13 protein-coding genes and 1 riboswitch are annotated in these 12,241 nt (G+C 60.6%); of the genes, 6 read left to right on the forward strand and 7 right to left on the reverse strand.

What is annotated here, in order from left to right; translation table 11 throughout:
* Positions 1–132: 132 nt before the first annotated feature.
* Genes AFK24_RS03565 through AFK24_RS03575 form a run of 3 tightly spaced genes read right to left on the reverse strand, consistent with a single transcriptional unit; the run spans position 133 to position 2,977 of the window.
* Positions 133–924, reverse strand: a complete 792-nt coding sequence (locus tag AFK24_RS03565) for an ABC transporter ATP-binding protein (RefSeq protein WP_065831927.1) — start codon at positions 922–924, stop codon at positions 133–135.
* Positions 921–1,964: a FecCD family ABC transporter permease gene (locus AFK24_RS03570; RefSeq protein WP_065831928.1), complete on the reverse strand. Its 1,044-nt coding sequence runs from the start codon at positions 1,962–1,964 to the stop codon at positions 921–923. The genes AFK24_RS03565 and AFK24_RS03570 overlap by 4 nt, the downstream gene beginning before the upstream one ends.
* A complete protein-coding gene (locus AFK24_RS03575; protein WP_065831929.1) occupies positions 1,961–2,977 on the reverse strand; it encodes an ABC transporter substrate-binding protein in 1,017 nt (338 codons plus the stop codon). The genes AFK24_RS03570 and AFK24_RS03575 overlap by 4 nt, the downstream gene beginning before the upstream one ends.
* 184 nt (positions 2,978–3,161) lie before the next feature.
* Positions 3,162–3,353: riboswitch (cobalamin riboswitch) on the reverse strand.
* Positions 3,354–3,540: 187 nt separating this feature from the next.
* On the opposite strand from AFK24_RS03575, the gene pcsA reads away from it, so the two are divergent.
* The 4 genes from pcsA to tam all read left to right on the forward strand — a co-directional run bounded on the left by pcsA (position 3,541) and on the right by tam (position 6,395).
* Complete coding sequence (gene pcsA / locus AFK24_RS03580) at positions 3,541–4,260, forward strand: phosphatidylcholine synthase (RefSeq protein ID WP_065831981.1); 720 nt, start codon at positions 3,541–3,543, stop codon at positions 4,258–4,260.
* 364 nt (positions 4,261–4,624) lie between these two features.
* On the forward strand, positions 4,625–4,801 hold the full coding sequence (locus tag AFK24_RS31125; protein ID WP_170826280.1) for a hypothetical protein: 177 nt from the start codon (positions 4,625–4,627) through the stop codon (positions 4,799–4,801).
* Between the two features lie 6 nt (positions 4,802–4,807).
* On the forward strand, positions 4,808–5,554 hold the full coding sequence (locus tag AFK24_RS03585) for a DUF72 domain-containing protein (protein WP_065831930.1): 747 nt from the start codon (positions 4,808–4,810) through the stop codon (positions 5,552–5,554).
* Positions 5,555–5,630: 76 nt separating this feature from the next.
* Complete coding sequence (tam, locus tag AFK24_RS03590; RefSeq protein WP_065831931.1) at positions 5,631–6,395, forward strand: trans-aconitate 2-methyltransferase; 765 nt, start codon at positions 5,631–5,633, stop codon at positions 6,393–6,395.
* Here the strand turns inward: tam and AFK24_RS03595 are convergent.
* Entirely contained in the window at positions 6,392–7,144 is a 753-nt protein-coding gene (locus AFK24_RS03595) for a DUF899 domain-containing protein (RefSeq protein WP_065831932.1), read from the reverse strand. The genes tam and AFK24_RS03595 overlap by 4 nt on opposite strands.
* A gap of 225 nt (positions 7,145–7,369) precedes the next feature.
* On the opposite strand from AFK24_RS03595, the gene AFK24_RS03600 reads away from it, so the two are divergent.
* The gene (locus AFK24_RS03600; protein WP_065831982.1) at positions 7,370–8,101 is read left to right on the forward strand and encodes a CatB-related O-acetyltransferase; all 732 of its coding nucleotides are present in this window, start codon (positions 7,370–7,372) and stop codon (positions 8,099–8,101) included.
* Here AFK24_RS03600 and AFK24_RS03605 read toward each other — a convergent pair whose 3' ends face one another.
* Positions 8,102–9,058, reverse strand: coding sequence for an alpha/beta hydrolase (locus tag AFK24_RS03605; protein WP_065831933.1), 957 nt, complete (start codon positions 9,056–9,058; stop codon positions 8,102–8,104).
* A gap of 245 nt (positions 9,059–9,303) precedes the next feature.
* Positions 9,304–10,173 (reverse strand): LysR substrate-binding domain-containing protein, encoded by an 870-nt coding sequence (locus AFK24_RS03610; protein ID WP_065831934.1) that lies wholly within the window; start codon positions 10,171–10,173, stop codon positions 9,304–9,306.
* 214 nt (positions 10,174–10,387) lie between these two features.
* On the opposite strand from AFK24_RS03610, the gene AFK24_RS03615 reads away from it, so the two are divergent.
* Positions 10,388–11,245, forward strand: coding sequence for a DMT family transporter (locus AFK24_RS03615; RefSeq protein ID WP_240500330.1), 858 nt, complete (start codon positions 10,388–10,390; stop codon positions 11,243–11,245).
* Here the strand turns inward: AFK24_RS03615 and AFK24_RS03620 are convergent.
* Positions 11,226–12,143, reverse strand: a complete 918-nt coding sequence (locus AFK24_RS03620; RefSeq protein ID WP_065831935.1) for a LysR family transcriptional regulator — start codon at positions 12,141–12,143, stop codon at positions 11,226–11,228. The genes AFK24_RS03615 and AFK24_RS03620 overlap by 20 nt on opposite strands.
* Positions 12,144–12,241: the final 98 nt, after the last annotated feature.

The raw sequence follows: 12,241 nt of genomic DNA on the forward strand, positions 1-12,241 counted from the left end.
ACACAACCCGGTAGGAGGGGACTTGTCCCCGAAGACGCCGGTGCAAGCGCTGAGGATCTTCCTTGGCAGTCCCGACGCCTTCGCGGACAAGTCCGCTCCCACGGGGCTTATGTGTTTTTTCGGGCTGTGCGGTTATGAACGAAACCGCAAAATTCGCGCACCATCGTGGGGATCAATCAGGTAGTGGGCTTCGACGCCAAAGGTGCTGCGCAGCAGTTCGCAGGTCAGCACTTGGGCCGGTTCGCCAATAGCAATCAGCTCACCTTTGTCCATCACCGCCAGCCGATCGCAGGCCAGCGCCTGATTGAGGTCGTGCAGCGCAATCAGCGTGGTGACCGGCAGCGATCGCACCAGACCCAGAATGCTCAGCTGATGCTGGATATCCAGATGGTTAGTCGGTTCGTCCAGCAGCAGGATTTGCGGGCGTTGCGCCAAAGCGCGGGCGATGTGCACGCGCTGGCGTTCGCCACCGGACAGGCTGTGCCAGGCGCGCTTGCGTTTGTCGGCCATGTCCACATCGACCAGTGCCTGCTGAACGATTTCATCATCGACAACGGACCATGGCGTCAGCGCCGACAGCCAGGGCGTGCGCCCCAGTTCCACGGCGTCCAGCACACTGATGGCGTCCGAGGTCTCCGCCTGTTGCTCGACTACCGCAATCATCTGTGCGATGTCACGGCGCGTCATGTCGGTCAGCGCCTCGCCGTCGAGCTGAATCCGGCCGCTGTCAGGTGGTCTGATTCCCGACAGCAACTTGAGCAAGCTGGATTTGCCGGAACCGTTCGGGCCGATCAAGCCCAGGGTTTCCCCGCGTTGCAGCTCCAGGCTGACACCTTTGACGATCAGATTGCCTTTGACTGACCAGCTCAGGTCAGAACACGCCATCACGCTCGTCTGAAGTGCAGGCATTTGCAGGCTATTCATCGGCCACCCTTGGCTTTGATCAGGATTATGGCAAATACCGGTGCGCCGATCAGCGCGGTGATCACGCCGACCGGCAGCACCTGGCCCTTGATGACGGTGCGCGACAGCACGTCGGCGGCGATCAGGAACAGCGCGCCACTCAAGGCGCTGAGCGGGATCAGCCGCCCATGGCGCACGCCGACCAACAGGCGCGCGGCGTGCGGGACCACCAGACCGACGAAGCCGATGGAGCCTACCAGCGACACCATCACCGCCGTGACCAGCGCAACCGTGGCGATCAGGATGACCTGTACGCGGCGCACCGGGATGCCAAGCGCAGCGGCCGAATCGCTGCCGAACATGAACGCATCCAGCGCGCGACGGTGCCACAGGCAAATAGCCAGCCCGATCAATACCACCGGCACCGCCAATGTCACCGACTGCCAGCGCACGCCGCTGAGGTTGCCCAACAACCAGAACATGATGCCCCGCGCCTGTTCGGAACTGGCCGACTTGGTAATCAGAAACGAAGTCAGCGCATTGAACAGCTGTGAACCGGCGATGCCAGCCAGAATGATTTGCCCGCTGCCGCTGACCGCACCGGTGCTGCGCGCCAGCAAGGCGACCAGGGCAAACGCCGCAACCGCGCCAGCGAAGGCGCCCATCGACAAGGAGATGGCTCCGGCACCAAGTCCGATGATCGACACCAATACCGCGCCGGTCGAAGCTCCGGCTGAAATCCCCAGCAGGTATGGATCGGCCAGCGGATTACGCAGCAATGACTGCAAAACCACCCCGGAAATCGCCAACCCGGCGCCGCAGGCTGCAGCCACCAGCGCGCGGGTCAGGCGGTAGTTCCAGACGATGCCTTCATCGATAGGGTCCAGCACGAAACCGGCGCCCCACAACTTGTTGGCCAGCACCTGAAACACCAGCGACAGGCTGACCGGCGTCTCGCCAATGGCGATACCGGCCAGTATCGCGGCCAGCAACACCGGGATCACCCACGCTGCGTGCAGACAGACCCTGCGCAACACCTGACCGCCGGTCACTGCTCTCATTTGCCCGGATCAACCTGATCAATGGCGCTGGCCAGTTCGTTGATGCCGTCAAACATGCGCACCGAAGCCTGCATGGCGTCGGCGTCGAGGATCACGATGCGGTTGTGCTTCACTGCATCCATGTTTTTCGTCACCGGATCAGACTTGAGGAATTCGAGCTTTTTCTGGAAATCGTCAGCGGGGAAGCGACGGCGATCCATACGCGCAATGACCAGCACCGTTGGGTCGGCCTTGGCGATGGTTTCCCAGCCAACGGTTGGCCATTCTTCATCGGACTCGATCACGTTACGCAGGCCGAGGGTGTTCATCATGAAATCCGGCACGCCTTTGCGCCCGGCCACGTACGGGTCGATGTGCAGGTCGGCGCTGGAAAACCAGAACAGCGCCGAAGCGTCGGTCAAATGCTTGGCCTTGACGCTGGCCTGAGCCTTGGTCAAACCGGCACGCAGCTGGCCGCTCAACTCGTCGCCACGGTCCTGCACATCGAAGATCTGCGCCAGTTGCGTCACGGTCTTGAATACGGTTTCCACGGAGAACGGCTTGAGGCGCGTGCCGTCGGCGCCGACCAGATTGTCTTTGCCTTCGCAGTCCGACGGCATGATGTAGGTCGGGATATTCAGCTCGCTGAACTGCTCGCGCGTGCCGACCGCGCCTTGCGGGCCGACCATCCATTCAAACTGCACCGGCACCAGGTCAGGGCGTTTGCCAATCACTGATTCAAAGCTTGGCTCGTTATCGGCCAGGCGCGGAATACGGTCGTTCTGGGCCTTGAACTGCGGCAGGACATCGTTGAACCACAGCGAAGTGCCGACCACTTTGTCGGCCAGCCCAAGGGAGTAGAGGATTTCAGTGCCGGCCTGGCCGATGGTGACTGTTTTGCCGGGCGCCTGTTTCAAAGTCAGCGGCACGCCGCAGTTCTCGACCGTCAGCGGGTAGTGCGTCGGACCGGCGGCTATCGCCAGTGCAGAACATCCAAGGCTGGCAAACAGTACGGCAAGGCGAGGCAACGTCATGAAAGGCTATCTCCATTCGAACGGATGTCCGGACGGCGGTGTAAGGGCAGGAAACACATCAGCCACCGCTGCTGACTGCGGCGGGGCCGGTCGAGCAGGGTCTGGACGCAACGGCGATGAACCGATTCTGACGGATGTCCTCCCCGGACACCCCGCCGGTGGGTCAATTGCCAGGGCGCGCTCTCGTGCAACCCTGATGTCGGCAGGTCTCCTGACTGACGCGTCATCGCCATGCTCCGGCCTTCCCGGGATAACCCAGTGGCATTGATGGAGCGGCTCAGCGTCTACAGTTGCGGGGGCAGTTCCGGTTGTGACCCTGAGGCCATCACGGATTCCCTATTAATCCCGTTTGGGAACCGACGGGCGGCATGGTAATGGATATCAACCGCGACGGGGAAGTTTTCCCGGCGGTCGAGTCCCTGGCCTGGAGATTGCTCGCAGATGACCGGTTGGTGAACCTTATCGGCCGATGGCCGGTCGATACATGCACGCTGGCTGAGTGCTCCGGTAACAAATCGGCGATGATGATGCCCGGCCCGTATTATTTCTGGAGATTTCCCCCTGTGATATCGACTCAACGCACGGCCTGGCTCAAAGCCTGGGGTGCACATGCTTTTACCGCCACCGGCGTGGTCATTGCCTTCATGGCGACTATCGCGCTGTTCGAAGACCAGCCCAAGGCGTGCTTGCTGTGGCTGGGCCTCGCGCTGGTGGTAGACGGAGTCGATGGCTCCCTGGCGCGCAAATTCAATGTTCAGTCGGTGCTGCCAGGCTTCGATGGTTCAGTGCTCGATCTGGTTATTGATTACCTGACCTACGTGTTCATTCCGGCGTTGTTTATCTATCGCTATATCGACCTGCCGGATCACACCATGCTGCTCAGCACTGCGGTGATCCTGGTGTCCTCGCTGTTCTGCTTCTGCAACCTGGAAATGAAAAGTAAGGACAATTACTTCCAGGGCTTTCCCGCCGCCTGGAACGTGGTCGCGCTGTGCGTCTACATCATCTCGCCCGCTTCGTGGGTGACGTTGCTGACCGTCTTCGGCCTGGCATTGCTGACATTGACGCGGATGAAATTCCTCCATCCCTTCCGCGTCCGCCGCCTGATGCCACTGAACATCACTGTCACCACGATCTGGCTGGTGTGCAGCGCCTTGCTGGTAATCGACCACCCGGCGCAAAGCCCGACCGTCATGATCGTCTGGTCCGCGATGTCCGCCTATTTCCTGGGGATTTGCCTATGGCGTACTTCGCTTGAGTGGTTGGGCAAGTTGCGCGGTTGAATAGCCTGTGGGACCCTACTTATCCGGGAAGAGGACGGCGAGATTAATGGATGTTTGCCTGACACAGCGCCGTGTCAGGACTGACGCCTTCGCGGGCAAGCCTCGCTCCAACGAAGTGCATTTCAATTCAATGGTTACGTGTCGTGATGAAACGAAGGCAACCTTAGGCCTCGTTGGAGCGAGGCTTGCCCGCGAATCAGACGCCTCGATGGCCCAGATCTACCGCATCATCGTTCTTCGCGGCCGTCGTAACCTCCGAACGCTCCCACAGGTTCATCACCAGTCATCCAATAATCCGAACTCCCGCCATTCTGCCGCTTCCAAATCAGGTCACTCCCATTTGATCTGATTCTGCGAGGGCATCATGAGCATTCGACCTGTCGACACCCAAGCTGCGCAATCCCCGGGCCCTAATCCCAATCCGATGGAATCCGATGATAAGGCGCGTCCGGACGATGACGTGCGCAACGCCGAGGACAATGAAGTGGAGCCGGATGATCCCGATATTGCGGGCGATGACAGCTCGGGTGAGCCGAGCTAATCCAGCGTGGTAGTCAGCCACGACCGTCAGGCGTCGCCCATTTATGTGGGCTGCGCCGGCTGGAGTCTGCCTCGGGAACATAAGGCAGCGTTTGACGAACAAGGCTCCCATTTACAGCGTTATGCCTCACGCCTGGGCGCGGTGGAAATCAACAGCTCGTTCTACCGTCCCCATCGTCATCAAACCTACGTGCGCTGGGCTGAATCTGTTCCCGCCGGCTTTCGCTTCGCGGTGAAGGTGCCCAAGCTGATTACCCACGAACGACGCCTGCTGGATTGCGATGCAGTGCTGGATGAGTTTATGGCGCAGTGCAGCGGGCTTGGCGAAAAGCTTGGTTGCCTGCTGGTTCAGTTGCCGCCGTCGCTGGCTTATGAACCTCAAACCGCACAGGTTTTCTTTCAGGCTTTGCGAGAGCGTTTTTCCGGTGATGTGGTGCTCGAACCGCGGCACGCAAGCTGGCTGAACGCCGAAGATCTACTGGTGGAACATCGAATTGGCCGGGTCGCCGCTGATCCGTCGCCGATCCCCGGTGGCACGCTTCCCGCCGGCTGGCCGGGCGTTCGCTACTGGCGCCTGCACGGTTCGCCTCGGATCTACCACAGCACTTATGAACCATCCCGGCTGGAAATACTCGCCAGCGACCTGCTCGTATCGCGGCAAAAAAACATCCCCAGCTGGTGCATTTTCGATAACACCGCCAGCGGTTTTGCCGTGGGCAATGGGCTGGAGTTGCAGACGCTCTTATCCCGCTGATCCAGGCCGGACATTGTTTCCGGGCGCCGCACGTTTTAGTCTCTGGTCCACTTCTCAACACAGCACGGGAGCCGCCATGTCCTGGTCAGCCAAGCAGTATTCAATTTTCGAGCAACAACGCACGCGTCCAGTGGTTGATCTGGTCGCGGCGATCCGGACGCAGGACGTACAGACGGCAGTGGACCTGGGCTGCGGCCCCGGTAATTCGACACAAGTGCTGGCTGAACGCTACCCGCAAGCGCGAGTGGCCGGCCTGGACAGTTCGGAAAACATGCTGATCGACGCGCGCCAACGCCTGCCAGCATTGAGTTTCGAGTTGGCCGACATCGCGGCGTGGAATCCCGCGCAACCACTGGATGTGATTCTCGCCAACGCTTCGCTGCAATGGGTGGCGGATCATGCCGCGCTGTATCCGCGCCTGGTCAGCAAGCTCACGCCCGGTGGCAGCCTGGCGGTGCAGACGCCTGACAATATGCAGGAGCCAGCCCATCGGCTGGCCCGTGAAGTGGCAGCGGACGGCCCTTGGGCGAGCAAGATTGCGGCGGTCAAACATCCCGATCGCCATGACGCGAGTTTTTATTACTCACTGCTCAAGGGCCATTGCAGTTCGGTAGACGTGTGGCGCACCACCTATTTTCATCCGCTGGAAGGTGGCCATGCGGCGGTGGTCGAGTGGTTCAAGGGTTCGGCATTGCGGCCTTATCTTGAACCGCTGGATGAGACGCAAAAGCGCGCGTTCCTAGAACGTTATCTCGCCGCGATCAGCGAGGCCTATCCGGCACTGGAAGACGGCACGGTGCTGTTGCCGTTTCCACGGTTGTTTGTGGTGGCGACGCGCTAAGCCTGGGGCGCCGTCGGGTCCTGGTCTTCATAACGGTCATGCAGACGCATCCAGTCCATGATTTGCACCTCATTCCTGCCTTTGGGCGTGAGGTCCAGATAGTTGTAGGCGCCGACCAGGATGTCCAGGCCTCGGGCATAGGTTGAGTAAGTGTGGAAAATCTCCCCCGCCGGGTTTTTGTAGAAGACGCTCAGGCCGGGCAGTTCCTCGAAGGGCTCGGTGGAAGGCTCGTAATTGTAGGTGACGCTGCCGTCGGCGATCTGTTCGGCCGTGGCGGACACCCCGAAGTCATGGTTGAAGTCAGTGCCCGCCGATGACACCCAGTTCAACTGCCAGCCCATGCGCCGCTTGAACGCCTGAAACTGCTGCCATGGCGCGTGGGAAACGGCGACGAGGCTGATGTCGTGGTGCGCCAGATGCAAATTGGCGCCGTCCATGTGATCGGTCAGGAACGAACAGCCCGTGCAACCTTCCTCCCAATCCTTGCCAAACATGAAGTGATAGATGATCAACTGGCTGTTATTGCCGAACAGCTCGCTCAGGCTTTGTCTGCCGTTGGGACCTTCAAAGCTGTACGCCTTGTCGATCCTGACCCAGGGCAGGGCGCGGCGCTCGGCGCTGAGTTGATCACGCTGGCGGGTCAGGTCTTTTTCGTGAATCAGGTGCTGTTTACGCGCCGTCAGCCACTCTTGCCGAGAGACGACCGGGTGGCTGTCGAGTTCGTGTGGGGCGACTGGATAAGTGCTCATGGGCGTGTTCCTCGTCGTTGTTCATTCATTCGGGTGAAGCTTTGGATAGTCGAATGACCCGTCTGCGAATCGACAACTTCGTACCGTGAACAAGCTTTTTGGGATTCGCTCGGCTTGTGCGATGATTCCCGACTTTGTGTGGGATGGCATTTAGGCTGGCGTAGGAAAATTCCACTCATGCCGTGGAATCGCCACCAGCTCACCAATCATCTGTGGAACCAGACCATGAATTTCTTCAAGCGAGCGCTGTTGGACAGAAAGCTGAAAAAGGCGCTTTCGAAGAACAAGTGTCGTCTGGACAGCGGGATCAAAGGCCTGCGCCGTGAAACCGAGCTGACGCTGGAGCATGGCGTGAAGCTGCATCAGATCAAGATTCTGTCCCGCAAGCTGACCATCGGCGCCTACACCGATATTGTCAGCGGCTCCGAGCTGCATGACGTCTCCAGCATCGGGCGCTATTGCTCGATCGCCAAGAACGTGACCATCGGCCAGGACCGTAAATCCCATCCACTGAGCTGGCTGACTTCCCACAGCGGGCTGGTCGGCCTGCGCCAGCAGCTAGGCGGTATTGCGCCGCACCACGATGGGGTGAAGCAAACCTCCATTGGTCATGACGTGTGGATCGGCATGGACGTGCTGATTCTGGAGGGTGTGACCATCGGCACCGGCGCGGTGATTGGCGCGCAATCGCTGGTCAATAAGGATATTCCGCCCTACGCCATCGCCGTCGGTTCACCGGCCCAGGTGGTGCGTTATCGTTTCGAGCAGGACATCATCGACGGCTTGCTGGCCAGCCAGTGGTGGAACTTGCCGGCGCAGCAGCTGGCCGGTTTGCCGATCGAAGACCCGCAGGCATTGCTCAAGCAACTGAACGGCAGCGTCGCGCCGGCCAGTCATCCGGGGCAGGTGGTGGTGCGCAGCAAGCCGTTCACCGTGAGCCATATCGATCCACAGTGATCAGCCTGGGGAATGGTTTGCAACCTCGGCGCCCGCCGGGGATTTCGCTGCATGGGCCGGCGCCTCGCTGGCTCTGAACAACGCCTGAATCGCCTGACCATACGCCTGACGTCCCAGACTCATGCTGTTGTTATGTGAGCCACCCGGCACCAGCAGGAGTTTCTTCGGCTCCTGGGCCGCCGCGAAAAGCTCCTCACTGAAACGCGATGGCACGTAGCGGTCCTCGGTTCCGTGGACAATCAGCAACGGCATGTGGATTTCGGCGATCTTGTCGATGGAGTCGAATTTCTGCGACAGCAACCAGCGCACCGGCAACGAAGTATTGGCCACTGCGGTGGCGACATCAGCCAGCGTGGTGAAGGTGGATTCGATGATCAGCCCCCGGGCTTGCGCGGGTTCCTTGCCGTCCTGGGTATCACGGCCCAGCTCGGCGGCCAGGTCCACCGCTACGGCGCCGCCCAATGAGTGGCCGTAGATAAGCCGTTGGCGCGGGTCCGGTTGCAGCAGTTTCAGGCGTTCCCAGGCAACGCGTGCGTCTTCATAAACCGTGGCTTCGGAGGGCAATCGCCCTTGGCTCTGGCCGAAACCGCGATAGTCGATGGCCAGCACCGAGAAGCCCAGGGCGCGCAGTTGCTCAATGCGAAACAGCTGACCGGTGAGGTTCCAGCGGGAGCCATGCAGATACAGCACCGCCGGCGCGTCCTTGCGGTTAGCCGGCCACCACCAGGCGTGAATGTTTTGCGCCACGCCGAAGTCCGGGGCCTTGAGCTCGAACTCCTGCACACCGGCGGGCAGCCCGCTGTACCAGCTGGCAGTGCCCGGTTCGATACGAAACACCAGTTCCCGCTCGGTATGCTGCAACACCGCACAACCCACCGGCAGCCCGACGATCAGCAGGGCCATGCAGGACCAGGCGAACCAGCGCGCCTTGAAGCGCGCCAGGGAAAAATAAGGCATGGATACAGTTCCCCAACGAAATGGCCAAATGCCGACTGTAACGACGTTGTCATGATACCGATTAACCGGTTGGTTACAGAATATTGCAGCGGTGGTTGGTCGGGACTCCACGAGGTCGTAGGACCGGCTTTAGCCGGGAGAACAATCGTACAGACGATAGAAATGTACCGTTTGTACGACTTTCTCCCGGCTAAAGCCGGTCCTACGGAATGAATTCCAATTCAAACGCCTCACTCATTGGGTGCTCATAACCGAAAATGATCGCCGATCAACCGAATCAACACTTCACAGGCCGCGCTGGGAGAGCCGGGAGCCTTGACCAGTTGCAGTTCGTGCAGCGGCAAGGTCGGCAGGCCGTCTTCTTCGCTCAGGATGCGCATCTGCGGGCTGACCCGATCCCGGTCGATGATGCCGATCACCAGGCCCGCACAAATCGTGGTTTCCAGCGCGCTGGTGCCGGCGCTCATGACCATGGTGCGCCACGGCCGACCCAGTCGAGTCAGCGCGTCGATGGCGACGCTGCGATACGGACAACCATTGCCGTGTAACGCCAACGGCAGCGGCTTGTCAGGATCGGCCTGATAACTGTGGGCCGCGACCCAGACCGGCTCGGTGGTGCCAAAACGGAATAACGGCGGCTCGCGTGTGTTTTGCGCATACATCAGCTCAACCACCAACGCCAGGTCCATTTGCCCGCGTTGCAATTGGCTGTGCAGGCGGCCGCTGGAAGCCGTTTCGACTTCCAGTTCGATGTGAGGAAATTTTTCGGACAATGGCGGCAGGGTGCATTGCAACAACGCGCCGGCATACTCCTCGGAGATCCCCAGTCTGACTTTGCCGCTGACCGATGGCGCGTTGTAACCGGCCAGCATTCGATCGTGCATCTGCAGCAATTCTGCACTCTGCAAGGCAAAGCGGCGTCCCAGCGGCGTCAGCGTCACGGTCTGGTTGTCGCGCTCCAGCAAGCGCCCGCCGGTGATGTCTTCCAGGCGACGAATGTGCAGGCTCACGGCCGACGGGCTGCGGTTGAGAAAAGTCGCGGCGGCGAGGAACTGTTCGAAGCGCACCACCGCCTGGAAAGTGCGCAGCAGGTCGATATCCAGAGTGCTTTGCATAGTTCAGAAGTCCTGCATGAGTGATGCTTATCATCTCGTTTGATTGAATCACCCGGTCATTCATACCATCAGGTTCATGTGATGGAAAGGGGAAGGGCTGATGGATGCGCAAGGCAGGGGAATCAAAGGAGATGTGTCTGGCACCAGTTACTGTGCAGCGCCAGCGACGCTTTCGGGGATAGATCCCCTCCTACGAAAGTTCACTGCGGCACACGTGATCAGCGGTCTGCTACTCATGGCCATGGTGCTCAGTTGGAGTTCCGGCTTTATCGGCTATCGCTATGTGTCGGAGCACAGCGGCGTGATGCTCGCCACATTCTGGCGATTCGTGCTCGCGGCCTTGTTGTTGCTGCCACTGGTGTGGCGGCAGTTGCGCGAACTGAGTTGGCGTAATTGGGCGGATCAGGGCGTGGTCGGGTTGCTGGGCATCGCCGGTTACATTGCGCCCATCGCCGCATCCATCGCCCTGGGCGTGGCGCCGGGCACCAGTTCGTTAATCGCCAACCTGTTGCCGCTGAGCATCGTCCTGCTGGCGGGTTTTGTTCCCGGTCAGGCGACGCGTGGCTGGCAGTGGCTGGGCATCGGCTTGTGCCTGATCGGCATGTTGATTGCCAGTGGCAGCAGCCTGGAGTTTTCCAGGGCGTCGATCTGGGCGTACTCGCTGCCGCTGCTCGGCGTGGCGTCACTGGCGCTGGCGACGATCTATCAGAAACGGTCGCGTCACCCACCACTTCCGGGTCTGGTGGGCTTGTTCATTCAGGTCTGCGCGATATTGCCGGTGTTTGTGCTGCTGGCCTTGCAGGAAGGCAGCCTGCGTCCGGTGATGGCGAGCGGTTTTGGCTTGGGTGTGCTCTGGCTGGTGGTGTTCGGGACGTTGGGCGGCTACGGATTCTACTGGTTGTGCCTGCGCCGCTTCACCCTGCAAAGCGTTAGCGGCGCGTTGTTCCTGACGCCGCCGGTGACGATGCTTTGGGCGTATCTGCAATTCGGTGATCCGCTGGCCGTCAGCGCATTGGTCGGCGTGGCGCTGACGTTGGCGGGGCTGCCGTTTCTCAGGCGTCCGCAGCCGTAGCGCCAGGCTGCTCCGTGTCCGGCATCAAGGTCGCAATCAATGCGCGGACCGTGCCGGGCAGGGCGTCCAGTTCGCGAACCAGAATGCTGCGTTCGCGAATCGCCCAGGGTTCGTCCAGCTGGACCGTCACCAGGTTCATGGTGCGGCTGTGGCGCACTGCAGCGGACTCGGGAATGATGCCGATGCCCACACCCGCTTCGACCATGCGGCAGATCGCCTCGAAGCTCGACACCTGGATACGCAACGACAGGTGTTGGCCGATGCGCTCGACGTGATCGCGCAAAAAACTCAGCAACGTACTGCCTTCATGCAAGCCGATGTGCTGGAAAGCCAGCGTCTGCTTGAGCGTCACCGGGCTTTGGCTGGCCAGATCGTGGCCCACCGGCACCGCCAGCACCAGGCGATCCGTGCTGAAGTGCATCACCTGCAGACCCGTCGCTTCGACCGGACCGGCGATGATGCCCATGTCAGAGCTGCCATCCAGCACGCCACGCACGATGTCCCGGGACAGGCGTTCCTGCAGATCGACGGTGACGCCGGGCCGTTGGGCGAGAAAACCCGCCAGCACTTCCGGAAGGAATTCAGTGACGGCCGTGGTATTGGCAAAGATGCGAATGTGCCCGGCCGAATCGGTGCCGTAGCTGGTGAACTCGCTTTTCAGGTATTCCACCTGACGCATGACCAATCGCGCGTGCTTGAGCAGGCGTTGCCCGGCCGGGGTCAGTTCCACGCCACGGCTGTCACGGTACAGCAGGCGTGTCTCGAACTGGCTTTCCAGCGCCTTGATCCGCGCACTGGCTGCGGCGGGTGACAGAAAGGCGCGGCGCGCGCCCTGGGTCAGGCTCGGGGATTCGCCGATGTGAATGAAGAGGCGTAGATCGGCCAAGTCGAAATGCATGGGTGGCGTCCGGTGAGAGTTATTGGAATTATGGGTGTCAGCAGTGTTCAGCATATATGAACGCGGTCTTACGCAAATGCAAATTCACAGAATGCCCA

Origin of the sequence: Pseudomonas syringae, assembly GCF_001698815.1 — a bacterium.
GTDB classification, from domain to species: Bacteria; Pseudomonadota; Gammaproteobacteria; order Pseudomonadales; family Pseudomonadaceae; genus Aquipseudomonas; species Aquipseudomonas syringae_A.